At 61.5% G+C, this 26,527-nt stretch carries 24 protein-coding genes; 5 read left to right on the forward strand and 19 right to left on the reverse strand.

The genetic code is table 11. From position 1 onward, the window contains the following. Positions 1-27: 27 nt before the first annotated feature. The 3 genes from dksA to thpR form a co-directional block, all read right to left on the reverse strand. The gene (gene dksA, locus N438_RS17310; protein ID WP_007749299.1) at positions 28-483 is read right to left on the reverse strand and encodes an RNA polymerase-binding protein DksA; all 456 of its coding nucleotides are present in this window, start codon (positions 481-483) and stop codon (positions 28-30) included. A 162-nt stretch (positions 484-645) separates the two neighbouring features. Beyond that, on the reverse strand, positions 646-1,362 hold the full coding sequence (gene sfsA, locus N438_RS17315; protein WP_008807388.1) for a DNA/RNA nuclease SfsA: 717 nt from the start codon (positions 1,360-1,362) through the stop codon (positions 646-648). Next, positions 1,362-1,898, reverse strand: a complete 537-nt coding sequence (thpR, locus tag N438_RS17320) for an RNA 2',3'-cyclic phosphodiesterase (RefSeq protein ID WP_008807387.1) — start codon at positions 1,896-1,898, stop codon at positions 1,362-1,364. The genes sfsA and thpR overlap by 1 nt, the downstream gene beginning before the upstream one ends. A 72-nt stretch (positions 1,899-1,970) precedes the next feature. On the opposite strand from thpR, the gene hrpB reads away from it, so the two are divergent. Beyond that, positions 1,971-4,400 (forward strand): ATP-dependent helicase HrpB, encoded by a 2,430-nt coding sequence (gene hrpB / locus N438_RS17325; RefSeq protein ID WP_116696387.1) that lies wholly within the window; start codon positions 1,971-1,973, stop codon positions 4,398-4,400. Positions 4,401-4,446: 46 nt separating this feature from the next. Here hrpB and N438_RS17330 read toward each other — a convergent pair whose 3' ends face one another. From N438_RS17330 to N438_RS28270, 14 genes are read right to left on the reverse strand one after another with little or no spacing between them, the layout of a single operon-like run. Then, positions 4,447-5,247, reverse strand: a complete 801-nt coding sequence (locus N438_RS17330) for an A24 family peptidase (RefSeq protein WP_008807384.1) — start codon at positions 5,245-5,247, stop codon at positions 4,447-4,449. Then, the gene (locus tag N438_RS17335; protein ID WP_110233515.1) at positions 5,244-5,990 is read right to left on the reverse strand and encodes a type II secretion system protein N; all 747 of its coding nucleotides are present in this window, start codon (positions 5,988-5,990) and stop codon (positions 5,244-5,246) included. The genes N438_RS17330 and N438_RS17335 overlap by 4 nt, the downstream gene beginning before the upstream one ends. After that, positions 5,980-6,465 carry a type II secretion system protein M gene (locus N438_RS17340; RefSeq protein WP_012968921.1) on the reverse strand — a complete coding sequence of 162 codons (486 nt, stop codon included), beginning with the start codon at positions 6,463-6,465 and terminating at the stop codon, positions 5,980-5,982. The genes N438_RS17335 and N438_RS17340 overlap by 11 nt, the downstream gene beginning before the upstream one ends. Further along, positions 6,458-7,654, reverse strand: a complete 1,197-nt coding sequence (gene gspL / locus N438_RS17345) for a type II secretion system protein GspL (RefSeq protein ID WP_087731211.1) — start codon at positions 7,652-7,654, stop codon at positions 6,458-6,460. The genes N438_RS17340 and gspL overlap by 8 nt, the downstream gene beginning before the upstream one ends. Continuing rightward, on the reverse strand, positions 7,647-8,627 hold the full coding sequence (gene gspK, locus N438_RS17350; RefSeq protein WP_077257732.1) for a type II secretion system minor pseudopilin GspK: 981 nt from the start codon (positions 8,625-8,627) through the stop codon (positions 7,647-7,649). The genes gspL and gspK overlap by 8 nt, the downstream gene beginning before the upstream one ends. Beyond that, entirely contained in the window at positions 8,624-9,220 is a 597-nt protein-coding gene (gene gspJ / locus N438_RS17355; protein WP_039102857.1) for a type II secretion system minor pseudopilin GspJ, read from the reverse strand. The genes gspK and gspJ overlap by 4 nt, the downstream gene beginning before the upstream one ends. Next, positions 9,217-9,582 carry a type II secretion system minor pseudopilin GspI gene (gspI, locus tag N438_RS17360; RefSeq protein WP_004894160.1) on the reverse strand — a complete coding sequence of 122 codons (366 nt, stop codon included), beginning with the start codon at positions 9,580-9,582 and terminating at the stop codon, positions 9,217-9,219. Before gspI ends, gspJ begins: the two co-directional genes overlap by 4 nt. Further along, positions 9,579-10,094 (reverse strand): type II secretion system minor pseudopilin GspH, encoded by a 516-nt coding sequence (gene gspH, locus N438_RS17365; protein WP_008807378.1) that lies wholly within the window; start codon positions 10,092-10,094, stop codon positions 9,579-9,581. The genes gspI and gspH overlap by 4 nt, the downstream gene beginning before the upstream one ends. Continuing rightward, the gene (gspG, locus tag N438_RS17370) at positions 10,094-10,516 is read right to left on the reverse strand and encodes a type II secretion system major pseudopilin GspG (RefSeq protein WP_002889054.1); all 423 of its coding nucleotides are present in this window, start codon (positions 10,514-10,516) and stop codon (positions 10,094-10,096) included. The genes gspH and gspG overlap by 1 nt, the downstream gene beginning before the upstream one ends. Positions 10,517-10,536: 20 nt before the next feature. Then, positions 10,537-11,751: a type II secretion system inner membrane protein GspF gene (gene gspF / locus N438_RS17375; RefSeq protein ID WP_116696388.1), complete on the reverse strand. Its 1,215-nt coding sequence runs from the start codon at positions 11,749-11,751 to the stop codon at positions 10,537-10,539. Position 11,752: 1 nt separating this feature from the next. Beyond that, the gene (gene gspE, locus N438_RS17380) at positions 11,753-13,246 is read right to left on the reverse strand and encodes a type II secretion system ATPase GspE (protein ID WP_110233517.1); all 1,494 of its coding nucleotides are present in this window, start codon (positions 13,244-13,246) and stop codon (positions 11,753-11,755) included. Then, positions 13,243-15,216, reverse strand: coding sequence for a GspD family T2SS secretin variant PulD (pulD, locus tag N438_RS17385; protein WP_162493344.1), 1,974 nt, complete (start codon positions 15,214-15,216; stop codon positions 13,243-13,245). Before pulD ends, gspE begins: the two co-directional genes overlap by 4 nt. A gap of 9 nt (positions 15,217-15,225) precedes the next feature. Beyond that, positions 15,226-16,068 carry a type II secretion system protein GspC gene (gene gspC, locus N438_RS17390; protein WP_048267464.1) on the reverse strand — a complete coding sequence of 281 codons (843 nt, stop codon included), beginning with the start codon at positions 16,066-16,068 and terminating at the stop codon, positions 15,226-15,228. Continuing rightward, positions 16,053-16,190 (reverse strand): hypothetical protein, encoded by a 138-nt coding sequence (locus N438_RS28270; RefSeq protein WP_004219434.1) that lies wholly within the window; start codon positions 16,188-16,190, stop codon positions 16,053-16,055. Before N438_RS28270 ends, gspC begins: the two co-directional genes overlap by 16 nt. A 184-nt stretch (positions 16,191-16,374) precedes the next feature. Here N438_RS28270 and pulA point away from each other — a divergent pair, with 184 nt between their 5' ends. Both pulA and gspB read left to right on the forward strand, forming a co-directional pair. Beyond that, complete coding sequence (gene pulA, locus N438_RS17395) at positions 16,375-19,683, forward strand: pullulanase-type alpha-1,6-glucosidase (protein ID WP_016160315.1); 3,309 nt, start codon at positions 16,375-16,377, stop codon at positions 19,681-19,683. A 256-nt stretch (positions 19,684-19,939) separates the two neighbouring features. Continuing rightward, entirely contained in the window at positions 19,940-20,497 is a 558-nt protein-coding gene (gspB, locus tag N438_RS17400) for a type II secretion system assembly factor GspB (RefSeq protein WP_023339602.1), read from the forward strand. A gap of 39 nt (positions 20,498-20,536) precedes the next feature. Here gspB and gspS read toward each other — a convergent pair whose 3' ends face one another. Next, entirely contained in the window at positions 20,537-20,911 is a 375-nt protein-coding gene (gene gspS / locus N438_RS17405; RefSeq protein ID WP_012968915.1) for a type II secretion system pilot lipoprotein GspS, read from the reverse strand. 62 nt (positions 20,912-20,973) lie between these two features. Continuing rightward, complete coding sequence (locus tag N438_RS28275; RefSeq protein ID WP_046620880.1) at positions 20,974-21,120, reverse strand: hypothetical protein; 147 nt, start codon at positions 21,118-21,120, stop codon at positions 20,974-20,976. Between the two features lie 378 nt (positions 21,121-21,498). Here N438_RS28275 and mrcB point away from each other — a divergent pair, with 378 nt between their 5' ends. Together mrcB and fhuA are read left to right on the forward strand one after the other, a co-directional pair. Further along, entirely contained in the window at positions 21,499-24,060 is a 2,562-nt protein-coding gene (gene mrcB / locus N438_RS17415; RefSeq protein WP_116696389.1) for a bifunctional glycosyl transferase/transpeptidase, read from the forward strand. 234 nt (positions 24,061-24,294) lie between these two features. Beyond that, positions 24,295-26,502: a ferrichrome porin FhuA gene (gene fhuA, locus N438_RS17420; RefSeq protein ID WP_012542816.1), complete on the forward strand. Its 2,208-nt coding sequence runs from the start codon at positions 24,295-24,297 to the stop codon at positions 26,500-26,502. Positions 26,503-26,527 lie beyond the last annotated feature (25 nt).

Consider the following 26,527-nt stretch of genomic DNA (forward strand, 5'->3'; position numbering starts at 1 on the left):
CCCGCCAGAGAGTGAGGCAGCAGGGGATTAGCCCGCCATCTGTTTTTCGCGAATTTCCGCCAGGGTTTTGCAGTCAATGCACAGATCCGCAGTCGGACGCGCTTCCAGACGGCGAATGCCGATCTCCACGCCGCAGGATTCGCAGTAGCCGAAGTCTTCATCTTCAACTTTTTTCAGCGTTTTCTCGATCTTTTTGATCAGTTTACGTTCGCGGTCGCGGTTACGCAGTTCCAGGCTGAACTCTTCTTCCTGGGCGGCACGGTCTACCGGATCCGGGAAGTTGGCAGCTTCATCCTGCATGTGCGTTACGGTGCGATCCACTTCATCCCTGAGTTGATTACGCCATGCTTCAAGAATACGCTTGAAGTGCGCCAGCTGGGCTTCGTTCATATACTCTTCGCCCGGTTTCTCTTGGTACGGCTCCACCCCAGCGATGGCGAGAATACTCAGGGACGATGTTTTACGGTTTTGCCCTTCTTGCATGTTGCTTCTCCTTAACACGCACTATCGATCCCCATGTGGGGGAAAATCAGGCCGCTATAAATAGCAGATGCTTTTCCGGATAGCAATTATCTAAACGTTACACTTGACAACCCTGTGAAGAAAAGCGTATTCGCGCTTGCGACCCGAACACTATTTAGCCACTTATTTCCCGGGGTTTAACACCACGGCAATCGGCTTATTCAGAGTCATCTTCGTCGTAGAAAGTTCCGCCTTCCAGGCGAGAATTTCCACCCCCTTGTCGCGGGCTTCTGTTAACAGCTGTGCGTATCTGGCATCAATATGATGCGCGGGAGAGAAACGGTCAATTGCCGAATGCAAAACGGCAAATAAAATCACCGCACGGTCGCCATTTGCCGCGACGGCCATCAGCTCCCGCAGGTGCTTCTGACCGCGCGTGGTTACCGCATCGGGAAAATAACCGTATTCTTTCTCCGCCAACGTAACCGATTTCACTTCAATATAGCAGTTTTGTCGGTCATCTGCCTGTAACATAATATCGATACGGCTATTCTCTTCGCCATATTTCACTTCGCTTTTCAGCTGGTTATAGCCGGAAAGCTCAGGGATTATTCCGGCGGAAATCGCCTCTTTTGCCAGCGAATTCGCGCGCAGCGTATTGACGCAAATAACCGCGCCCTGTTGCGTTTCAGTTAATTCCCAGGTGTGGGCATATTTGCGCTTCGCATTGTCAGAAGTGGAATACCAGACGGTGTCGCCCGGGGCGGCGCAACCGGTCATTGCGCCGGTATTGGGGCAGTGAAGCGTCAGCTCACGGCCATCGGGGGTAACCACGTCAGCAAGAAATCGTTTGTAACGTTTAAGCAAAATAGCGGGCTGTAACGGCGGATCAAACTGCATCAACTTTCCTTATGAAACGGATAACGTTCCAGCGCCGTGTAGCGCGTGCGCCCCCGGCCGAAGCTGGACTCATAAAGCACGAACTCGTTCACCGGAAACGACCAGTGAAAGCCGGGAGCCGGGATCGGCACCGCCTGGCGGGCATCGCGCCACAGGGTAATATGCGGATGAAACGGCTGCGGGCTCTGATAGCAGCCGCTGCGCGCCGCCTGAGCGCGCAGCATACTGGCGAGCTGCAGCAGGCCGCGCGGCGGCTGACGGGTCCCGAGCCAGACCACCCGCGAGCGCAGCCACTGTCCGGCATCGTCCAGTGTCAGGGTAAAGCCCGGCTGGCGCAGCCGGCCAGCGAGGGCGGCCAGCGCCCGCTGTTTTTCCGCGCTCACCTCGCCGAGAAACGCCAGCGTCAGATGGAGGTTATCCGCCGCGACGGGCCTGCCGGCATCCTCGGGGAAGTGGCTTGCCCGCCACTGGACGATCTGTTTCTGGACGGCAGACGGCAGTTCAAGCGCAAAAAACAGCCTTTTCGGCTCAGACATGATAGAGACTCGGTAATGAATTAGGGGGATGCTACAATGCGAGCCCCTGAATGTTAACCCCCGGAGCCTTTTGTGTCCTCATTGCCGGTTGCCGCCGTCCTCCCAGAACTGTTATCCGCCCTGCAGCACGCGCCGCAGGTTTTGCTCAACGCGCCGACCGGCGCCGGGAAATCGACCTGGCTGCCGCTGCAGATCCTCGCCGAGGGCAACATCGCGGGACGCATTATCCTGCTGGAGCCGAGGCGCCTGGCGGCGCGTAATGTCGCGCAGCGGCTGGCTGAACTGCTTGGCGAAAAGCCGGGGGAGACCGTGGGTTACCGCATGCGCGCCGAAACCTGCGTCGGGCCGCAGACCCGCCTGGAGGTGGTTACGGAGGGGATCCTGACGCGCATGATCCAGCGCGATCCGGAGCTGGCGGGCGTGGGGCTGGTGATCCTCGATGAGTTTCACGAGCGTAGCCTGCAGGCGGATCTGGCGCTGGCCTTGCTGCTCGACGTCCAGCAGGGATTGCGTGACGATCTCAAGCTGCTGATCATGTCGGCGACCCTCGATAACGATCGCCTGCAGCGTCTGCTGCCTGAGGCGCCAGTGGTGGTCTCGGAGGGACGCGCTTATCCGGTGGAGCGCCGTTTCAACCCGCTTCCCACGCACCAGCGCTTTGATGAGGCGGTGGCGGTGGCGGCAGCGGAGCTGTTGCGACACGAGCAGGGATCGATGCTGCTGTTTCTGCCCGGCGTCGGTGAGATCCAGCGCGTTCAGGAACAGCTGACGGAGCGCGTGGCGGAGGATGTCATCCTCTGCCCGCTGTACGGCGCGCTGCCCCTAAGCGAGCAGCGCAAAGCGATCCTCCCGGCGCCGGCCGGGAAGCGCAAAGTGGTGCTGGCCACCAATATTGCCGAGACCAGTCTGACCATCGAGGGGATCCGCCTGGTGGTCGACAGCGCCCAGGAGCGGGTCGCCCGCTTTGACCCGCGCACCGGCCTGACCCGGCTGGTGACGCAGCGCATCAGCCAGGCATCGATGACGCAGCGTGCCGGACGCGCCGGTCGTCTCTCTCCGGGGATCTGCCTGCATTTGCTCGGCAAAGAACAGGCGGAACGGGCGGCGGCGCAGAGCGAGCCGGAGATCCTGCACAGCGATCTGTCGGCGCTACTGCTGGAGCTGCTGCAGTGGGGCTGCCACGATCCGGCCGCGCTGGCCTGGCTGGATCAGCCGCCCGCGGTGAACCTGGCCGCCGCGCGCCGCCTGCTGGAGGCGCTCTCGGCGCTGGACGGCGAGCGGCTGTCGGCGTTTGGCCGCAAAATGGCGACCCTCGGCAACGAGCCCCGGCTGGCGGCGATGCTGGCCGCCGCGCAGACCGATGACGAGGCGGCGACGGCGGCCAGGCTGGCGGCGATCCTTGAGGAGCCTCCGCGCGGCGGGCTGGTGGATTTGGGCGCCGTCTTTTCCCGTCAGCAGACCAACTGGCAGCAGCGGGCGCAGCAGCTGATGAAGCGTCTGGCCCGCCGCGGCGGCCAGCCCGATGCCGAAGGAATGGCGGAGTTGCTGGCGTCGGCCTTCGCCGATCGCATCGCCCGCCGCCGCGGTCAGGAGGGGCGCTACCAGCTGGCGAACGGCATGGGCGCGATGCTGGACGCCGACGACGCGCTGGGCCGCCATGAGTGGCTGATCGCTCCGCTGCTGCTGCAGGGCAGCGCCTCGCCGGATGCCCGCATGCTGTTGGCTCTGCCAGTGGATATCGGCGAGCTGATCGCCGCCCGTCCCGAGCTGGCGCAGCGTTCCGACACGGTGGAGTGGGATGAAGCGCAGGGGACGCTGAAAGCCTGGCGGCGGACGGTGATAGGCCAGTTGGTGATCAAGACCCAGCCGCTGGCGAAGCCCTCTGAGGCGGAGCTGCATCAGGCGATGCTCAACGGTATTCGTGAGAAAGGCCTCGGTGTGCTCAACTGGACGCCAGAGGCTGAGCAGCTGCGACTGCGGCTGCAGTGTGCGGCGCAGTGGTTGCCGGAAGAGGCGTGGCCCGCGGTGGATGACGCTTCGCTGTTGGCCTCGCTGGAGGCATGGCTGCTGCCGCAGATGAACGGCGTTCACTCGCTGCGGGCGCTGAAGGCACTGGAGCTGCGTCAGGCGCTACAGGACTGGCTGCCGTGGCCGCTGCGCCAGAAGCTGGATCGCGAGCTGCCGACGCACTATACCGTGCCGACCGGCAGCCGTCTGGCGATCCGTTACCATGCGGAGAACCCGCCAGCGCTGGCGGTACGTATGCAGGAGATGTTCGGCGAGGCCACGACGCCGGTTATCGCCGAGGGGCGGGTGCCGCTGGTGCTGGAGCTGCTGTCGCCCGCCCAGCGTCCGCTGCAGATCACCCGCGATCTGAGCGCCTTCTGGCAGGGAAGCTACCGCGAGGTGCAAAAAGAGATGAAGGGACGCTACCCGAAACACGTCTGGCCGGACGATCCGGCCAACACCGCCCCGACCCGGCGCAGCAAAAAATATTCGTAGCCGTCTGGCCGGGCGGTATCCTGCCCGGCCAGGCGGGCAGTAACCGCTAGACCATCTGCTGCCAGAGAAAAATGCCCCCTCCGGCCAGCGCCAGCCAGGGGCCGAAGGCCAGCGGCTGCTGCAGCGACTGCCGGGTCCACAGGCGCTGCAGCAGGGTCCACACCAGCCCGCAGGCCGAGGCGAGCAACAGCACCTGCGGCAGAACCTGCCAGCCGCACCAGGCGCCCAGCGCCGCCAGCAGCTTAAAATCGCCATAGCCCAGCGCCTCTTTCCCGGTCAGCAGGCGGAACAGCCAGTAGACCGACCACAGCGCCAGATAACCGGCCATCGCCCCGGCGACCGCGTCCGGCAGGGCAATGTACACCTCGTTAAGATTGAACAGCAGCCCGGCCCACAGCAGGGGCAGCGTCAGACGGTCGGGCAACAGCTGGGTCCGGGCGTCAATCCGCGCCAGCATCAGCAGGAACGAGAGCAGCAGCAGGCCGCCCGCCAGCGGCAGGCCCGGCGCGAGCAGCGCCCCGGCGAGGATAAACAGCAGGCCGGTGGCCAGCTCGGTCAGCGGATAGCTCCACGCGATGGGCGCCTGACAGCAGCGGGCGCGACGGCCCAGCCAGAGGAAACTGAGCAGCGGGATATTGTCCCGCCAGGCGATCGGCTGGCGGCACTGCGGGCAGGAGGAGCCCGGGGTGCTGAGGGTTATCCGCTCGTCGTCCGCGGTCTGGGTCAACATGCGCGGCAGACGATAGATCACCACGTTGTAAAAGCTGCCCAGCGCCAGGCCGAACAGCAGCAGGAAGCCATACCAGACAAGGGGAAAGTGCAGCGATAATGCCGTTAATGTCGTCATTTTTGCTCCTGGGGTAACCATTTTCCCTGAATCTGCCACGGTGTGCGACCCGGCTCGTTTTTAGAGGCGGGGCGCGTCACCAGCAGCGCCAACAGCGGCGGCATTCCCTGCCGGGGCTGTAGCGTACCGCGAAACAGATAGCGGCCATCGGGCGACAGGGTCCCCTGGCCGCTGAGGCTCAGCTGATGAGAATCCTGGCGGAGGGTCAGCGCCACGGCGCCGTCCGCCGTACAGCGGAAGGTGCCATTAACCTGGGCCAGCTCCAGGCTGCCGACCGGGGAGTGCAGTCGGGCCTGACGCCACTGCGCGCCTCCGGCGGTGATTTGTCGGCAGCGCCCCTCGCTGAAGTGCGCTTCGGCCAGGCTGAAAGTGACCTCTCCCTCGGCGCTGACGGGCATGGTCGACATCAGCCAGCGGCTGAGCAGGCTGGCGGGGGCGGTGAGCCGCCCCTCCTGCAGGCGCAGATCGCGCAGGCCCCACAGCCGGGCCTGACCCTCCACGCCGCGAGGATCGCTGAGAGAGATCTGCCAGCCCGCGAGGGTCAGCGACCACGCCAGTCGTTCAAGCCGTTCGCCATGCCAGTAGACCGGCTGCGCCGCGCCGCGCCAGACGCTGCCGCTGAGGCTGCCCACCTGTACGCCGGGCGGCAGCATCGGGACCAGCAGGCGCGCCGGGGCGGTAGCGGTGAGCCACAACAGATAGAGGACCAGCAGCAGTCCGCCCGCGATCCCTTTAGCTTTCATCGTCGCGCTCCAGCAGCAGATGGTTGACCATAACCCAGCCGGGCCGCGACGGCTGCCCGGTCACGGACAGGGAGACCGCGTTGACGCCACGCATCGCCGGGGCGTCGAGCCACGCCATCAGCGCCTGGAAGGTGCAGGGCTGTAGGGTGACCTGCAGACGTTTTCCCTGCGGCTGCAGGCGGGCGACGGCCAGCCCGTGGCTCGCCGCCTCGCGCATCACCAGGGCGGTGAGCGCCTCTTTTGCCGTCGGCGTGGGCTGCTGGCTGAGCTGCTGCAGGCGCGGGCTCTGCTGCGTCATCCAGCGCAGGCTGGCCTGCTCTTTCATCAGGGTTTGTCGCCACTGCGCCTCCCGGGCTCGCCAGGGCTGCCACAATCCGTACCAGAGGGCGCATACCACCAGCAGCCCCGCGAGTCCGAGCAGCAGGCGTTGCTCGGACGGCGTGCGCTGCCGCCACCAGATAAGCAGATTAGCCATTGTTTTCCTCCAGCGTCAGTTGTCCCTCAATGCCATCCGGTTTCGTGGTCATGTCGCCTGGCCGGACGCGAAACCGCGGCTGCGCCCGCTGGGTGAACTGCTCCAGCGCCCGGGAAGAGACCGCGGCGATATCCAGCTGCAGACGGTTGCCCGCGGCATCCCAGCTCAGCGTCCGCAGGCGGATCCCCGGCGTGTCGCTGAGGATGTTTTGCAGCGCGCTGAGGCGATCGACGAGGGGGGCATGCTGCGCCTGACGGGCGAGGGTTTGCAGGTGTTGCTGCATCTGCAGTCGCGGATTAATCACCTTTTTCTCCGTCGGAAACCAGCGGTGATAGAAAGCCCGGCTGGCCTGCTGCGCCGCCTCGGCCTGACGCGCCAGATCGAGATGGTCCAGCACGCTGTTTGTCCCCACCAGTAACGCCAGAGCCAGTGCGGCATATTGCGCCGAACGCCAGGTCGCCTGTACAGTCCGCCGCCGACGGACGGCAAACTCCCCCTGCAGCAGACTGAGCTTCTGCGCTGCCGGATAGCGTGCGGCAAGGGTCAGCAATGTCTGCGCAGGTTGCGCCCGCCAGACGCCCGGCGCCGCGGGCGGCGGTGAATAGCTGTCGATGACTGGTTCTTCCGCCTCGCTCTGCAGCAGCTCCGTCAGCCAGACGTTTTCCGCCGCCATGCCGCCCCACGGCTGGTGGCGGATCAGCCACTGCTCGTCCACCTGCACCGCGCTCCACGCTGGCGGATGCCAGGGCAGGGCCAGCACGTCGGGCGTCAACGCCAGGGGCCGAAGGGAGAGCGACTCGCAGCGGGCCAGCCAGTCGCGCATTTTCTGCCGCTGTACGGCGACGATCTCGCACTGCGCCTGCTGGCGGTGTAGCAGGGCAAAATGGGTGGCTTCGACATCGTCGGCCAGCTGCTCTTCCAGCAGGAATGGGGCGACCTGCAGCGGCGGTTTACGCAAGCCCGCCGGCAGGGTGAGCGAGTGAAACGCGCAGTCGCTGGCCGGGATCAGCACCCAGGCGGGGTAGTGCGCCGCCAGCGCCGGGAAAGGGCTGGCGTCGTCGGCCGGCCACCGGCCGCTGGCCTCGTGGTGTGGCTCGCCGGGGGCGAAGAGTTGCCAGTGCAGCGGCGCCAGCCCGGGGGCGAAGCGCACGATCAGCATGGCCTGGGGAGAAGCGTTAAACTTATTCATCGACCACCATAGAAAGTCCATATCGCCGCTGGACGACGGTAAACGTGCGCCCCTCCTGTTGCAGGACGCTGTGCAGCTGAAAGCGAAGATTGCCGGTCACCACGCTAAAGGCGGCGATAAAGCGCGTGCTGTGCACCGTCAGCCAGGGGCGGGCAAGCGTGGTATCGGTTTTCTGCAGCGTCGGCTGCGCGAGAAACGCAGCGACGCTGCTCCATCCGGTTCGCGGGCGGTTGTGCAGCAGTTGTTGCGCCTCCTGCAGCGTCAGCTCGCCGGGAAAGAGGGCCACCAGCAGAGCGGCCTGGGAGGGCCGCAGGGTGTTGACATTGACCTGCAGCGCGTCATCCGGCTGGACGCAGACGAAGGGGAGCAAGCGCTGATAGAGGGCGGCGTCCATACCCGCCAGCAGGCGCAGCTCGCTGACATCCTGCATCGGCTGGTTGGCGGCGAGATAGCCCGGGGTTTGCGCCATGTAGACCTCATCCTCTGCTCCGTTCAGCCGCGGCTGGCCGTCGCTGTCCGTCCAGTCGCCAAGGGCGGCGGCGATCTGGCTGGCGCGCAGCGGCGATTCGCCGAGCAGCGCCAACAGCCGGACGAAGACGTCGGTCGGGTAGGGCGTTCCGCCGCTGGTTTCATCCGCGCGATTGTTGATGGCATTGAGGTTAAAGCAGGCGCGCCCGTCGCGGATCGTGGCGCGGATTTCACCATCGTCGAGGGTAAAGCGGCGCCCCTCCTGCGCCCAGCTTTGCGCCAGGTTCGTTTGACTGGGCGAGTCCAGCGCGTCGCGTTGCAGCAGCGCGGCGGCCATGTTTTCCGCCGCCAGGGCGTACCATCTGGCCTGCAGATTATCGAGGGTCACGGCGGTATGCTGATACATGACCGCGGTGCGTTCGGTCATGGCGCTGGCGAGGATCATCATCAGGGCGAGGATGAACAGCACCATCAGGAGCGCGACGCCGCGTTGCCGATTTTTCACTGGCTGCCTCCCGGGGTGAGTAAAAACAGGCGGGTTATCTCCCCGCTGTTCGCCAGCGTCAGGGTGATCTCCAGCCCCTGCGGCAGCGTCTGCGAGCGATCCCAGGTCTCCTGCCAGCGTCCGTCGGCGTAGAAGCGCAGACGAAACGCCGTCACCTCGCGCAATACCACCCGAACCGTCGGCTGGCTGCCGGTCAGCGGATCCTGCTGATCGAAGCTCAGTCGCTCAAGCTGTTGCTGGCGCAGACGGTAGCTGACGTTCTGGATCTCCGAACGTGGGAGGATCCCCAGTGGGTTCGGCCAGCTGCTGCGGCTGAAGGCCAGCCCCCAGTCGTCGCTCTGCAACTGGAAACGTCCGGCGAAGAAAAGCGTGTCGCTGTTTCTGGCGCGACGGGGAATGATGTGCGTGACATCGTCGGCGATCTGGCGAAAGGCGCGCTGGAGGGCGGCGATCTGCTGGCTCTTCTCGCGGGTCAGGCCATCGGCGCGGATGACGTTCTGCAGTACCATCACGGCGGCGGCGCTAAGGACGGCGAGGATAGCCAGCGCCAGCAACGTTTCAATCAGGGTGAAACCGCGCATTTTCGTTATCATGGCGGCGTCACCCAGGTGCGCAGGGTCGCCAGCGGCGCGGGATCGCTTTTTTGCCGCCGGACCTCCACGTCCAGCGCCCGCAGCTGCGGCAGCGCGGTTTCCACTCCCTGCCAGCGGACAAACCAGCGCGTTCCGGCGGCTTCCACGGTGGTTTCGGACCAGCTGAGGGCGGGCCAGCGTTTCTCCAGCCGCAGCTGCACCAGCTGATTATCCGCCAGCCAGCTGGCGAGGATTTTCTCTTCCATACGCCCAAGCTGGCGGGTCTGCTGCAGGGTGGACTGCATCACCGCCAGACCGGCGAGGGCGAAAATCACCAGCGCGACCATCACTTCGATAAGCGTCATCCCGGCCTGGCGTTTCATGGCTGCTCCCGCGCCGCCAGCGGCTGGCTGTCACCCTGGGCGTCGATGGTGATGCCCGTCGCGGCGTCAATCCGCAGCTGAAACGGTGTGACTTCGCCGCCTGGGAAGATCAGCACGTCGGGCTGCTCGCCTGGCGTCCACGCCTGGCCGTCGGGAAAGCGCAGCGTCAGCCTGGTCCGGGGGAGGGTTTCCGCCGTGGTGACGCGTCCGGCCTGCAGCGGCAGCCACTGCGCGTTGCCCCAGCGGTCATCAGCCGCCGCCGGAGCGTCTTCGTCGGCAGGCTGCAGGCGCATAAACTGCCAGCGGTCAGGGTGGATGACGATCCCGAAGAGCTGACCGGTTTGCTGCCCGCGCTCGCGGACAAAATCCAGCTGCGCCTGAAAGCGCGCCAGGATCTGCGTAGCCTCCTGGGTGCGGGCGGAGGGAAACGCCAGCAGCACCATGCTGGCGCTGACGCCAATCAGCAGCAGGACCAGCATCATCTCAAGGAGCGTGAAACCGCGCTGAGACACTATTTCTTCCCGAGGGTCCAGTTGCCGATGTCGTCATTGGTGTCGGGCATCCCGTCCGGGCCGACGCTGAAGACGTCGATGGCGCCATGCTGACCCGGGCTTAACAGCTGATACTCATTTCCCCACGGGTCCTGCGGCAGGCGGCGGATATAGCCGCCTTCCGGGTAGTTGCGGGCGTGCGGCTCGGCGGCCGGGGCGGTCACCAGCGCCTGCAGTCCCTGCTCGGTGTTGGGGTAGCGGCTGTTGTCCAGTTTATACATATCCAGCGCCCCCTCGAGCGCCACCAGATCGCTGACGACTTTCTGGCGGTCCGCTTTCTCCTTGTTGCCCATCAGGTTGGGCACCACCAGGCTGGCGAGAATGCCGAGAATGACGATCACCACCATAATTTCCAGTAACGTGAAACCGCGTTGCCGTTGCATAGTTTTCTCCATTAATACAGTTACATACTCATAAGGGTGTTCAGTTGCAGGATCGGCTGCAGGATAGCCAGCACGATAAACAGCACCATGCCGGCCATGGTGACCACCAGCAGGGGTTCAAACAGACTGAGGGCCATCTGGATCTGCGCGCTCAGCTCCCGGTCCTGGTTCTCCGCCGCGCGCTCCAGCATCGCGGTCAACTCGCCGCTCTGCTCGCCGCTGGCGATCATGTAGCGCATCATCGGCGGGAACAGGGCGGTGGATTCCAGCGCCCGATGCAGACTGACGCCTTCGCGTACCGATTCGCTGGCCGCCGCCAGCTGGCTGCGCGCCCAGGCGTTGCTGAGGACGCCGGCGCTGATGCGCATCGACAGCAGCAGCGGCACCGCGCTGGCATTGAGAATGCTTAAGGTGCGGGCGTAGCGTGCGCTGTTCACGCTGCGGGCCACGCGGCCGATGACCGGCAGGCGCAGCAGCATCCGGTCCCAGGCGAGCCGCCGGGCGGGCTGGCGCAGCAGATAACGCAGCGTCAGCAGCGCCAGTAGCGACAGCAGCACCAGCCAGGGCCCCGCGCTGCGCACGATATCGCTCAGGCTCATCAGCAGCCGGGTGGAGAACGGCAGGGCCTGTTTCAGATGAACAAACTGCTCAACGACTTTTGGGACCACAGTGGAGAGCAGAATGGCGATCACGCTGATGGCGACCAGCGTCAGCACGATGGGATAGATCATCGCCTGCAGCAGGCGGGCGCGAAGCTGCTGGCGCTGCTCGGTATAGTCCGCCAGCCGGTTCAGCACGCCGTCGAGATGGCCGGAGGTTTCGCCGGCCGCCACCATGGCGCAGAACAGCCCGTCGAAGCAGGCGGGATAGCCGCGCATCGCCTCCGCCAGCGAATGGCCTTCGAGTACTTTGCTGCGCACCCCGGCCATTAACGTTCTTAGCGGCGCCTTTTCGCACTGCTGGGCGACGGCATCGAGCGCTTTTTCCAGCGGGATCCCGGCGGCAACCAGGGTGGCCAGCTGGCGGGTGAGCAGGGCTAAATCACCGGCGCTGGTGCGCCGGGTGAGGGATCCGCCGCGCCACAGCCGGCGCGCCGGGTCGGCGGCGGTCACTTCCAGCGCCAGCCAGCCGTTGTCCCGCAGCAGCTGGCGGGCGTGGCTGGCGGAGTCGGCCTGCTGAACGCCGCGGCGGGTTTTGCCCTGCGGGTCCAGTGCCTGATAGCGAAACAGGGCCATCTCAGACGCTTTCCGTCGTTTGCTGTTCGGTGACTCGCATCACCTCTTCCCAGCTGGTGATCCCCGCCAGCGCTTTGTCGCGTCCGGCATGGCGCAGGGTTTGCCAGGCTGGCCCCAGCTGCTGGATCAGGGTGATCTCATTCTCGCCGCGGTGGATGGCGGCGCGGATGCGGTCGTCAACCAGCAGCAGTTCATGAATACCGGTGCGTCCGCGATAGCCGATGAAATTACACTCCGGACAGCCTTTGGGCTGCCACAGCCGCGCGCCGACCGGGACCGCCATCTGCCGGGCGGTGTCGGCATCCGCCTGCGTGGGCTGACGGCAGTGCGGGCAAAGTTGGCGCACCAGCCGCTGCGACATCACCGCCAGCAGCGACGTGGAGAGTAAAAAAGGCTCCACGCCCATATCCTGCAGACGGGAAATGGCGCCCAGCGCGCTGTTGGTGTGCAGGGTCGACAGCACCAGGTGTCCGGTCAGCGAGGCCTGGACGGCGATCTGGGCGGTTTCGCCATCGCGGATTTCCCCCACCAGTACCACATCCGGATCCTGGCGCAGTATGGCGCGCAGGCCGCGGGCGAAAGTCATATCGACTTTGGCGTTGACCTGAGTCTGGCCGATGCCCTCCAGCTCATACTCCACCGGATCTTCAATGGTCATGATATTGCGTTCGTGGGCGTCGAGGCGGCTGAGGGCGGCATACAGGGTAGTGCTTTTCCCCGACCCGGTCGGCCCGGTGACCAGAATAATGCCGTGTGGCCGGGCGATCAGCGCGTCGACCCGATCGAGCAGAGCGGGGGGCATGCCCAGCGTCAGCAGATCCAGGTTGACGCTGTTTTTGTCCAGCAGGCGCAGGACGACGCGTTCGCCGTGGCTGGAGGGCAGGGTGGAGACGCGCACGTCGATCGCCCGCCCGCCGATGCGCAGCGCCATCCGCCCATCCTGAGGGATCCGTTTTTCAGCAATATCCAGGCTGGCCATCACCTTGATACGCGAAATTAACAGCGCGGCCAGCCGCCGCTGCGGGCGCAGAATTTCGCGCAGCACGCCGTCGACGCGAAAGCGAATCTGCAGATGGCGCTCATAGGTTTCGATATGAATATCCGAGGCTTTCTCTTTGATGGCCTCGGTGAGCATGGCGTTGATCAGGCGGATGATCGGCGCGTCGTCCTCGCTGTCGAGCAGATCGTCGCTGTCCGGTAGCTCTTCGGCGAGGGTATAGAGGTCGAGCTCATTGCCGATATCGGCCATCATGCGGTGCGCTTCCGCCGAGTCGCGCTGATAGCTGAGCACCAGCACTTTCTCGAACGCGTCCGGCGCCAGACGGCTGACGCTCATCGGTCCGTCCGCCAGGCGACGCGCTTCCAGCAGCGCCCGGGCGGCGGTATCGGAGCGGCACAGCGCCTCGCAGCGTTCGCCGTCGCTGAGCAGCACAAGATGATGCGCGCGGGCCCAGGCAAAGGGCAGCAGCGGACGGCGTTCGGCGGCTGGCATCATGGGCGGCCTCCGAGGTTAAAGGCGTCAATGGCGGCGCTGACCTGGCGGAAGGCCTGGGTCTCCTGCTTTGGATAGATGTGCAGCAGGTCATTACTGAGTGTCGCTTCGCTGCTGTCTTTGCCCCGCTGTTTGGTTTGCGCATTGTCGAATGCGGTGTACTGGCCGGAAGAGGCCTGACGGTACTCATCACGATCGCGAATGATGGTCGGACGGATAAACAGCATCAGGTTGCGTTTCGACACTTTCTTGCTCTCGGAGCGGAACAGGGCGCCGATCACCGGGATGTCGCCGAGCAGCGGCACTTTGTCGGCGGTATCGGTGACGCTTTTATCCAGCAGCCCGCCAACCACCACCGTTTCACCGCTGCCGACCAGCACGGCGTTATTCACCGTCCTGGTATTGAAGGTCGCGCCGAGATCGCTACTGGTGCTGGAGGCCGAGTCGGCGACGCTCGATACCTCCTGCTCAATCTCCAGCAGCACGGCATCGCCTTCGTTAATCTGCGGTTTCACCTTCAGCTTAATGCCGACGGTTTTGCGCTCGACGGTATTAAAGATGTTGTCGCCGGAGGTGGTTTGCGAGCCGGTTAATACCGGAACTTCCTGGCCGACGTTAAAGGTGGCTTGCATGTTGTCGAGGGTGACGATGCTGGGGGTGGCCAGAATATCGTTCTTGGTACTGCTGGAGAGGGCGGTGAGCAGCATCGCCCAGTTCCCCTGATAGAAGCCGGCGGCGATACCGTTAAACGAGCCCAGAGCGCTGGCCAGCGAGCTGCTGACGGTACCGTCTTTGTTGTATTGGTTGGCGCCAGCGATAACCGTGGAGATCGGCAGCCCGCTGTTGGTGAACTGGGTCATGCCGGCATTTTTATTGGCCCACTGGATACCGAGGTTGAGGCCGTCGGCATCCTGCACTTCGGCGATAATCGCCTCCACCAGCACCTGCGGGCGGCGGATATCGAGCTGGGCGATCACTCGCTCAAGATCGTTCATCACGTCCGGCGCCGCGGTGACGATCAGGGCGTTGGTCTGGCCGTGGGCTTTGATAATGATATTTTTGTCGATCGCGGCCACCGGTTTGGCGCTTTGCTTATCGTTCTGCAGTGAGCTGCTGATCCCGGTGAGGACCTCCACCAGATCGGCGGCTTTGGCGTACTTCAGGTAGATCACTTTGGTGTTGCCCTGCACCGCCTGCTGGCGGTCGAGCTGTTTGATCATGGCGATAATGCGCTGGCGCGAGTTCGGCTCGCCGCTGACCAATACCGCGTTGGTGCGCTCATCGGCCACCACGTTCGCCACCATCGAGCCCGGCAGCGCCGACTTGCTGCTGTCTTTATTGAGCTCGGTAACCAGTTTGACCACCTCCGCGGCGGAGGCCCAGGAGAGGGGAACGGTCACCACGCTGCGATCCCCGGCGTTGTCGACGCGCTCGACAATGGTCAGCAGGCGTTTGATGACCGCTGCGCGGCCGGTCATCAGCAATACGTTGGAGGGCTCATAATGGACCACGCTGCCGGCGCCGGCGTTATCGTTCAGCTGGCGAAGCAGCGGGGCGAGATCGCGGGCGGCGACGTTGGTCAGGGGCACCACCCGGGTGACCACTTCATCGCCTTCGCCCGGTGCAGCCTCGCTGGCGACCGGGACGGCCGAGGTTTTTGCATCTTTAGCCCGCACCACCTTCAGTACGCCGTTATTCATATTGATCACGGCGAAGCCATACACATCCAGCACGCTAAGAAAGAATTGATAATATTGCTCTTCATTGAGCATATCGTAACTGCGTACGGTAATGGTGCCGCGCACGCTGGGATCGATAATCACCGTTTTATTCAGGTTTTTGCTGACGGTATTGATAAATTCCTGGATATCGGTGCCTTTAAAGCTGGCGGAAAATTCTTCTGCGATGGCCGGACGAAATAGCAGCGGCGTTAATATCAGCAGCACAGTCAGCATTTTCCGCAGTCGTTTTATGGTTGGCAATTATTCATCCCCCAGCGCGAAAGCGATATCGTGTCGTTGACCTTCTCGCTCAACGGTCAGCGTTATTTCGGTCTGTTCATTCAGGTGTTGCAGCGCCTGCTGTGCTTGCGCCTGATCGCGTAAATCAATGCCATTTAGGGCAATGGCTAAATCATTTTCCTGCAGGCCGGACTGACGAAATAGCGAGGCGTCTTTGCCTGGATTAAGGCGATAGCCCTGCAGTTTGTCGCCACTGAGCACCGGCGAAATAGATAAATAAGTGAGGATATTTTGCGGCTGTTCGCGGAGTTGCTTCACAAGAGGCGGAGTGGCCGCTGTAGCGGGCGATGACGACGGCGCGCGGGTATCGTTAAATAACAAAATAGCCTCTTTGCGTCCCTGATAGTTAACGATGATCCGGTCGGGAAGAATGGCGACGATCCGCGCATCATACCCCGGGATAGTATCGCCGGCGCTAAGGCTAACCTGCTGATTTCCTTTTTCTATAATGGCGATGGATCGTGCCGGGTTACTGCTGGCGAGCAGACCCGTAAGGCGTAGTTTCAGGCTGGAAACCGGCACCTGATTGAGGTGGGTTGCATCCGTTGGCGCGGGGTTGTTTTTTGCCGCCAGACCAAACAGGGTAAATACAGGCCGTTCGGTTTTTAATTCCGACTCCGCCATTGGAGAAGCGGTTAATGGCAGGGCGGAAATATCCTCATGACTCACAGGGAATACCACGCGCCAGGTTAATTTCGCCAGCTGGGGGATAGCGGTTATTAATATGATGAGCGTCACAATTTGTGGTAATAATTTAATTATCCCTTTATTTATATTTGTTAACCCCATCACAGAAACTGGCATTTTAATTCCTTTGCTAATTTATTTTTCTGCACGTTGGCGTAATACCCTACCGAAACAGGTAGGTGATTATTGGCTTTTGAATTATTTATTGCCGGAGAGTGGCGATAAGCGTGGCGAATCATAATCAGTTTGCGGTTTCGGGTCGTCATTCCCTTTATTGATTTACTCCCCCGGCTTCCTACGCCCCCCTCTCATTTGTGGGGGATGATTGCGCCCCGGAAAGCAAAAATATCTAATTAGCGCGCTGTAAAGATATTCATCCTTTCTTACCTTTTATAATTTAATAAGCATATTAGGGACTATCGAATGCTCAGATATACCTGTCATGCCCTATTTCTTGGATCGTTAGTATTATTGAGTGGCTGTGATAACAGCTCTTCCTCTTCACCCTCTGGCTCACCGGGTTCACCAGGCAATCCTGGCAACCCAGGCACGCCCGGTACGCCCGACCCGCAGGATGTGGTCGTCCGCTTACCGGACGTTGCCGTCCCTGGCGAAGCGGCGCAGGCTTCCGCCAACCAGGCTGTCATTCACCTTGTCGATATCGCCGGCATCACCAGCAGCACGCCGGCCGACTATGCGACTAAAAACCTCTATCTATGGAATAACGAAACCTGTGATGCGCTGAGCGCGCCGGTGGCGGACTGGAATGATGTCAGCACTACGCCGACCGGCAGCGACAAATATGGCCCTTACTGGGTGATCCCGCTGACTAAAGAGAGCGGATGTATCAACGTTATCGTCCGCGATGGCACCAATAAGCTTATCGACAGCGACCTGCGCGTCTCTTTTGGCGATTTCACCGATCGCACGGTATCGGTCATCGCTGGCAACAGCGCGGTCTATGACTCCCGCGCCGACGCCTTCCGCGCCGCCTTTGGCGTGGCGCTGGCCGATGCGCACTGGGTCGATAAAACCACCCTGCTGTGGCCGGGCGGGGAAAATAAACCCATTGTGCGCCTCTATTACAGCCACAGCAGTAAGGTGGCCGCCGACAGTAACGGCGAATTTACCGATAAATATGTCAAGCTGACCCCCACTACTGTCAGCCAGCAGGTGAGCATGCGCTTCCCGCATCTCGCCAGCTATCCTGCCTTTAAGCTGCCGGATGATGTCAACGTCGATGAATTGCTGCAGGGCGAGACGGTGGCGATATCCGCCGAAAGCGACGGGATCCTTAGCTCCGCCACCCAGGTGCAGACCGCCGGCGTGCTGGACGATACCTATGCCGCTGCCGCCGAGGCGCTGAGCTATGGCGCCCAGCTAACTGATAGCGGCGTGACCTTCCGCGTCTGGGCGCCCACGGCGCAGCAGGTTGAGCTGGTGGTCTACAGCGCCGACAAGAAGGTGGTGGCCAGCCATCCGATGACCCGCGACAGCGCCTCCGGCGCCTGGTCCTGGCAGGGTGGGAGCGACCTGAAGGGCGCGTTCTACCGCTACGCGATGACCGTCTACCACCCGCAGTCGCGTAAAGTCGAGCAGTACGAAGTGACCGATCCCTACGCCCATAGTTTGTCGACCAACTCGGAGTACAGCCAGGTGGTCGATCTCAACGACAGCGCGCTGAAGCCGGAAGGCTGGGACGGGCTGACGATGCCGCACGCGCAGAAAACCAAAGCCGACCTGGCGAAAATGACGATCCACGAGTCGCATATTCGCGATCTCTCCGCCTGGGATCAAACCGTTCCCGCCGAACTGCGCGGTAAGTATCTGGCGCTCACCGCCCAGGAGAGCAATATGGTCCAGCATCTGAAACAGCTGTCGGCCTCGGGCGTGACCCATATTGAACTGCTGCCGGTCTTCGATCTGGCGACGGTCAATGAGTTCAGCGACAAAGTCGCCGATATTCAGCAGCCGTTCAGTCGCCTGTGCGAGATCAACAGCGCGGTGAAGAGCAGCGAGTTCGCGGGCTATTGCGACAGCGGTTCGACGGTCGAAGAGGTGCTGACCCAGCTGAAGCAGAACGACAGCAAGGATAACCCGCAGGTGCAGGCGTTGAATACGCTGGTGGCGCAGACCGACTCCTATAACTGGGGCTACGATCCGTTCCACTACACGGTGCCGGAAGGATCCTACGCCACCGATCCGGAAGGCACGGCGCGCATTAAAGAGTTCCGCACCATGATTCAGGCGATCAAGCAGGATCTGGGAATGAACGTCATTATGGACGTGGTGTACAACCACACCAACGCCGCCGGCCCGACCGACCGCACCTCGGTGCTGGATAAGATCGTCCCCTGGTACTATCAGCGCCTGAATGAAACCACCGGCAGCGTGGAATCGGCCACCTGTTGCTCCGACTCGGCGCCAGAGCACCGGATGTTCGCCAAGCTTATCGCCGATTCACTGGCGGTATGGACCACCGATTATAAGATCGATGGCTTCCGCTTCGACCTGATGGGCTATCATCCGAAAGCGCAGATCCTCTCGGCCTGGGAGCGCATTAAAGCGCTGAACCCGGACATTTATTTCTTTGGTGAAGGCTGGGATTCCAACCAGAGCGATCGCTTTGAAATTGCCTCGCAAATCAATCTGAAAGGCACCGGGATCGGCACGTTCTCCGATCGTCTGCGCGACGCCGTGCGCGGTGGCGGGCCGTTCGATTCCGGCGATGCATTGCGCCAGAATCAGGGGGTGGGCAGCGGCGCCGGCGTTCAGCCAAATGAGCTGACCAGCATGACCGACGATCAGGCGCGCCACCTCGCCGATCTGACCCGTCTGGGCATGGCCGGTAACCTCGCGGACTTCGTGCTGATCGACAAAGACGGCGCGGTGAAGAAAGGCAGCGAGATTGACTATAACGGCGCGCCTGGCGGCTATGCGGCTGACCCGACGGAAGTCGTGAATTATGTGTCAAAACACGACAACCAAACGCTGTGGGACATGATCAGCTATAAAGCTGCTCAGGAGGCGGATCTCGATACCCGCGTCCGGATGCAGGCGGTGTCGCTGGCGACGGTGATGCTCGGCCAGGGGATCGCCTTTGACCAGCAGGGCTCGGAGCTGCTGCGCTCTAAATCCTTTACCCGCGATTCGTATGATTCCGGTGACTGGTTTAACCGCGTGGATTACTCCCTGCAGGACAACAACTACAACGTGGGTATGCCGCGCAGCAGCGATGATGGCAGCAACTATGACATTATCGCCCGGGTAAAAGACGCGGTGGCGACCCCGGGTGAAACGGAGCTCAAGCAGATGACCGCGTTTTATCAGGAGCTGACCGCGCTGCGTAAATCGTCTCCGCTGTTTACCCTCGGTGACGGCGCGACGGTGATGAAGCGCGTGGACTTCCGCAACACCGGCGCCGATCAGCAGACGGGTCTGCTGGTGATGACCATCGATGATGGGATGCAGGCTGGCGCCAGTCTGGACAGCCGTGTCGACGGCATCGTGGTGGCGATCAACGCCGCACCGGAAAGCCGGACGCTGCAGGACTTCGCCGGCACATCGCTGCAGCTGAGCGCCATCCAGCAGGCGGCAGGCGACCGTTCGCTGGCGAGCGGCGTGCAGGTTGCCGCTGACGGCTCGGTCACGCTGCCGGCCTGGTCGGTAGCGGTTCTCGAGCTGCCACAGGGGGAATCGCAGGGCGCTGGCCTGCCGGTGAGCAGTAAATAACATAACGTGGGGCGCCCGTAAGGGCGCCTCTGGCTGATGACAAACCTGTTTCGTTATTGTGCTCGCCTTTCTGCCGGGTGGCGGCTTACGCCTTACCCGGCCTACGAAAGACTGCAATATCAAACAGTTATGCGGTTATCTGTCGGCCCGCACTAGCGTAGCGCCGCCGGGCAATCTCTGAAGAATGCACTTTGTCAGCAGTCTGGGGCGCCCGTAAGGGCGCCTTCTCTGCACCGTGAGGGAACAGGAGACGGTTGTGATTGTTCGTGATGATAGTGAAAGAGGCATCCCGCCTCTGGTGGCGCATCAGCCGCCGTCCGCGCAGGCAGACGCGCCGGTAAGTCGCGGCCGGATGGTGCAGATCCCCGGCTGGATTATCCCGCTGTACGCCGGATTATTTATCGCGCTCGGCTGGTTTGGCGGCGAGCAGTGGCGCCATCCGTCACCGCCGCAAACGCTGCCTCTGCCGGTGGCTCATGCGGCGCTTTTGCCGTTAACCGCCGCCGGGGAGACCGCGCCAAAAAACCCGCCGTCGGCGGTAAAACCCAGCGCGCCTGCGGCGCCGGTAATGGACAGCGATACGCTGCCGCCCCTGCGCTATAGCGCCCATGTCTATGCCTCGCTACCGGAAAAGCGCAGCATTGTGTTAAACGGCAAAGCGTGGTCGGAGGGTGATTCCCCGCTGCCCAATCTGGTGGTGGAGCAGATCCAGCAGGATGTGACGATCTTTAGCTTCAACGGCACAACATTTACCCTGGCGGCGCTGGATGACTGGCCAGGCGGGAAAATTGACGAGGAGCCGAAAGGGGAATAAGGGCTACGCGCAATAAAATGCGCGTTGAGAATATTTTGTTTAGTCGCTGCGCAAGCTGGCAATAAAGGGAGCGAGCTGGCGATTAAATTGACTACACTGTGTGGCTTCCGGAGTGCTGTCCTGCAAAAGTTGTTGATAAAGCCGGTCGCTATTTTGGCTTAACGTCGCCACGTCAATATTTCCCCACCCGCGCGCTTTGCCGACATTCACCGCTGCCCGATATATCGTTTCATCGGCGGGGAGATCGCTACGATTACATTTATTCTTGAGATAGCGCGTCCCGGCTGCTACCGACGAGAGCTGCTCCAGCTGCGCCTGGCTGCTGATGGCCGGGCTGAGCGTTGAGGCGGGTTTCTGTTGGCAGCCAGAGAGCACGGCGACCACGCAAAGCGAAAATATAAGCGGAATGCGCATAGTAAAGTAATCAAAATAATGAATCACTGGCCGCTAGTTTAACAAAGATTTTCCTGGTGTCATCATAAAATATTATTCTGCATAAATGTTAACAGGCTCTCATTTTTATTGGCAGAAACTCGATTAATTCCCTTTACTTCTCTCAATAATAAATGTTGTCGTCCGGGAAATATATTTTCGGTGTGAGGCGATGCCGCCGCATTTGGCATCAGGGCGAGCGTCATTTTTTATGTTATTAAAAAACATACTCTTTCCCATCTTGTTACGTGCGCAGGAGGTAAAATGCTGGTTAAGAATGTCGCATTTTAGTGCTATCCTGTATGCCCTGAACATTACGTGCTATGTTCTGACCATTTCTGCTGATGATGCGTTTAACATAATGATTTTATGGTGAATTCTTATTGTTAATATCATGTAAAACGAAGCAAACCAACCTCATGAAAGGCTGGCGGCATGTCCTGCCTGCCAGCAGGTTGTCGTCCGAAGGATAAGCAGCCTGGACGTTAATTTGAGAGATTTCTTCTTCCTCTGTGCAGGGGAAGTATTGAGAATCAGGCCCTTGCGCCTGAACGTTGCGGAGAAAAAGCATGGCGGGAGATGACCGCGAGCCTATCGGACGTAAGGGGAGACCCTCACGTCCGACAAAACAAAAAGTTACCCGTCGCCGGGTCCGGGAAGAGGACTACGACGATGAGTATGATGACGATGATTATGAGGATGAGAAACCGGTGCCGAGAAAAGGAAAAGGCAACGGTGGCAAACCTCGTCGTAAGCGCCGCTGGCTGTGGCTGCTGGTCAAGCTGGGGATTGTCTTCGCGGTGCTGATTGCCGCCTATGGCGTCTACCTCGATCAGAAAATCCGCAGCCGCATTGACGGTAAAGTCTGGGAGCTGCCGGCCGCGGTTTATGGCCGGATGGTGAACCTTGAGCCGGACATGCAGATCAGCAAAAACGAGATGGTGCATCTGCTGAACGCCACCCAGTATCGTCAGGTCAGCGCGATGACGCGCCCGGGCGAATACACCGTGCAGGCCAACAGCATCGAGATGATCCGTCGTCCGTTCGATTTCCCGGACAGTAAAGAAGGGCAGGTGCGCGCGCGTCTGACCTTCGATGGCGACCATCTGGAGACCATCGAGAATATGGATAATAACCGCCAGTTCGGTTTCTTCCGTCTCGATCCGCGTCTTATTACCATGCTGCAGTCGCCGAACGGTGAGCAGCGCCTGTTCGTGAAGCGCAGTGGCTTCCCGGATCTGCTGGTGGATACGCTGCTGGCGACCGAAGACCGCCACTTCTACGAGCACGATGGTATCAGCCTGTATTCCATCGGCCGCGCGGTGCTGGCGAACCTGACGGCAGGTCGTACGGTGCAGGGGGCGAGTACCCTGACCCAGCAGCTGGTGAAAAACCTGTTCCTCTCCAGCGAGCGCTCCTACTGGCGTAAAGCCAACGAAGCGTATATGGCGCTGATCGTCGATGCCCGTTACAGCAAGGATCGCATCCTTGAGCTGTATATGAACGAGGTGTACCTCGGCCAGAGCGGCGATAATGAAATTCGCGGCTTCCCGCTGGCCAGCCTGTACTACTTTGGCCGTCCGGTGGAAGAGCTGAGCCTCGATCAGCAGGCGCTGCTGGTGGGGATGGTGAAAGGGGCGTCGGTGTATAACCCGTGGCGCAACCCGAAACTGGCCCTTGAGCGACGCAATCTGGTGCTGCGTCTGCTGCAGCAGCAGCAGGTTATCGACCAGGAGCTGTACGATATGCTGAGCGCGCGTCCGCTGGGCGTGCAGCCGCGCGGCGGGGTGATTTCACCGCAGCCGGCCTTTATGCAGATGGTTCGTCAGGAGCTGCAGGCGAAGCTGGGCGATAAAGTGAAAGATCTCTCCGGCGTGAAGATCTTCACCACCTTCGACTCGGTGGCGCAGGATGCGGCGGAAAAAGCGGCTACTGAAGGGATCCCGGTACTGAAGAAACAGCGCAAGCTGGCAGATCTGGAAACCGCCATGGTGGTGGTGGACCGCTTTACCGGTGAAGTGCGGGCGATGGTCGGCGGCGCGGAGCCGCAGTTCGCCGGCTACAACCGCGCGATGCAGGCCCGCCGGTCGATTGGTTCTCTGGCCAAGCCGGCGACCTATCTGACCGCGCTGAGCCAGCCGAACCAGTATCGCCTGAACACCTGGATCGCCGATGCGCCGGTGACCATTCGCCTGTCCAACGGCCAGACGTGGTCCCCGCAGAACGACGATCGTCGCTTCAGCGGCCAGGTGATGCTGGTGGATGCCTTGACCCGCTCGATGAACGTCCCGACGGTTAACCTCGGGATGGCGCTGGGCTTGCCGGCGGTCGTCGATACCTGGACTAAACTGGGGGCGCCGAAGAATCAGCTCAACGCGGTGCCGGCGATGCTGCTGGGTGCGCTGAACCTGACGCCGATTGAAGTGGCGCAGGCCTTCCAGACGATTGCCAGCGGCGGCAACCGTGCGCCGCTGTCCGCCCTGCGGTCAGTGATTGCGGAAGATGGCACGGTGCTTTACCAGAGCTACCCGCAGGCGGAACGCGCCGTGCCTGCCCAGGCGGCCTACATGACGCTGTGGACCATGCAGCAGGTGGTGCAGCGCGGCACGGGGCGTCAGCTGGGCGCGAAGTATCCGGGCCTGCATCTGGCGGGGAAAACCGGGACCACCAACAATAACGTCGATACCTGGTTCGCCGGCATCGACGGTAGCCAGGTGACCATCACCTGGGTGGGCCGCGACAACAACCAGCCGACCAAACTGTACGGCGCCAGCGGCGCGATGTCGATTTACCAGCGCTATCTGGCGAACCAGACGCCAACGCCGCTGGCGTTGACGGCGCCGGAAGACGTGGTCGACATGGGCGTGGACAGCAACGGCAACCTCGTCTGCAGCGGTGGCGTCCGTTCGCTGCCGGTCTGGACGACGCAGCCGGATGCGCTGTGCCGCCAGGGCGAGATGATGCAGCAGCAGCAGTTGCAGCAGCAGGAAGCGAACAACCCGTTTAATCAGTCCGGGCAACAGCAGCCGCAGCAGCAACAGCAACAGCAACAGCAGCAGCAACAGCCGAAGCAGCAGGAAAAGAGCGACGGCGTCGCGGGCTGGATCAAGGATATGTTCGGCAGTAACTGATTTTGGTCGCACAACCCGACCCCTTAATACGAAAGTATTAAGGGGTTTTTTTATACCTGTAAAAAAGTTAACGCCTCTTTAACTCCATAATAACTATCTGGTTATTAATTCGGCCTTCGGTCTCGCCAGGCTGGCATATCGCTTGCCTTGCCTTCGGCGTTTCGCCTATTATATCGCCCGTCATAATAATAATTATCGTTTACGTTATCATTCACTTTCATCAGAGATATACCCATGGCGCGTCCAAAAACTGCTCAGCCAAATCACTCGCTGCGTAAAATCGCAGTCGTAGTAGCCACGGCGGTTAGCGGCATGTCTGTCTATGCACAGGCTGCGGAACAACCGAAACAAGAAGAGACTATCACCGTCGTTGCGGCACCGGCCGCCCAGGAAAGCGCCTGGGGACCGGCGCCGACCATCGCGGCAAAACGCTCTGCCACGGCGACGAAAACCGATACCCCGATCGAAAAAACGCCGCAGTCTGTCTCGGTGGTCACGCGCCAGGAGATGGAGATGCGCCAGCCGACCACGGTAAAAGAGGCGCTCTCCTATACGCCGAGCGTCTTCTCCACCCGCGGTAGCTCGACCACCTATGATGTGGTCACCATCCGCGGTTTCACTACCTCGACGACCGTCAATACCAACCAGTATCTGGACGGCATGAAGCTGCAGGGAAATAACTACTCTGAAGTCTCCATGGACCCGTATTTCCTCGAGCGCGTGGAAGTGATGCGCGGGCCAACCTCGGTGCTGTACGGCAACAGCAACCCTGGCGGTATCGTCAGCATGGTCAGCAAACGCCCGACCACTGAGCCGCTGAAAGAAGTGCAGTTCAAGATGGGCACCGACAACCTGTGGCAGACCGGGTTTGACTTCAGCGACGCCATTGATGATGCCGGCGTCTGGTCCTATCGCCTGACCGGCCTGGGCCGCAGCCAGGATACCCAGCAGCAGATGGCGAAGTCTACCCGCTATGCGGTGGCGCCGTCCTTTAGCTGGCGCCCGGACGATAAAACCGACTTCACCTTCCTGAGCAACTTCCAGAATGACCCGGATGCGGGTTACTACGGCTGGCTACCGCGCGAAGGCACCGTGGTGCCGTATTACGACGCCAACGGGAAGGCGCACAAGCTGCCGACTGATTTCAACGAAGGCGAGGCGGATAATAAGATCTCGCGCCGCCAGAAGATGGTGGGTTATAGCTTCTCCCATCAGTTTGATGACACCTTTACCGTGCGGCAGAACCTGCGCTATGCCGAGGTTGATACCTTGTATCGCTCGGTGTACGGGAATGGCTATGTCGCCCCGGGCTACATGAATCGCGCCTATGTGCGTTCTGATGAGCACCTGAACACCTTTACCGTCGATACCCAGCTGCAGTCTGCTTTCGCCACCGGCGCGGTCAGCCATACGCTGCTGACCGGCGTGGATTACTCGCGGATGCGCAACGATGTGGATGCCGACTACGGGACGGCGGATCCTATCAGCATGAGCAACCCGCAATACGGCAACCCGAATATTCAGGTCACTTTCCCGTACGCGGTCCTCAACCGAATGGAGCAGACGGGCCTGTACGCGCAGGATCAGATGGAGTGGGATAAGTGGGTCATGACCCTGGGCGGCCGTTACGATTACGCCACCACCTCAACGTTAACTCGCTCCAGTAACAGCCTGGCGGAGAATCACGACCAGCAGTTCACCTGGCGCGGCGGTGTCAATTACCTGTTTGATAACGGCATCTCTCCGTACTTCAGCTACAGCGAATCCTTCGAGCCGGTATCGGGCTCCGGGCTTAACGGCCAGCCGTTCGATCCGTCGCGTGGCAAGCAGTATGAAGCTGGCGTGAAATATGTGCCGAAAGACATGCCGGTGGTGGTCACCGCGGCGGTCTATCAGCTGACCAAAGATAAGAACCTGACGGCGGATCCGGCTAACCAGGCGTTCAGCATCCAGACCGGCGAGATCCGCTCCCGCGGCCTTGAACTGGAGGCGAAAGCGGCGGTGAACGCCAATATCAACGTCACCGCGGCCTACAGCTACACCGATGCGGAATACACTCACGATACGGTGTTCAACGGCAAGCGTCCGGCGGAAGTGCCGCGTAACATGGCGTCGCTGTGGGCGGATTACACCTTCCACGAAACCGCGCTCAGCGGTTTGACGGTCGGCGCCGGGGCGCGCTATATCGGTTCTACGGTCAGCTATTACAAAACTGACACCAGCACCGGTAACAAAAATGATGCCTTCAATGTGGCCGGTTATGCGCTGATGGATGCGACGGTCAAATACGATCTGGCGCGCTTTGGCCTGCCGGGCTCTTCGGTCGGCGTCAACGTCAACAACCTGTTTGACCGCGAATATGTCTCCAGCTGCTATAGCGAATACGCCTGCTACTGGGGTGCGGGACGTCAGGTTGTCGCGACCGCAACCTTCCGCTTCTAACTACTCACGGGCGCGGTTCGCCGCG

This window comes from Klebsiella sp. GL120222-02 (assembly GCF_003097195.1).
Classification (GTDB): domain Bacteria; phylum Pseudomonadota; class Gammaproteobacteria; order Enterobacterales; family Enterobacteriaceae; genus Klebsiella; species Klebsiella variicola.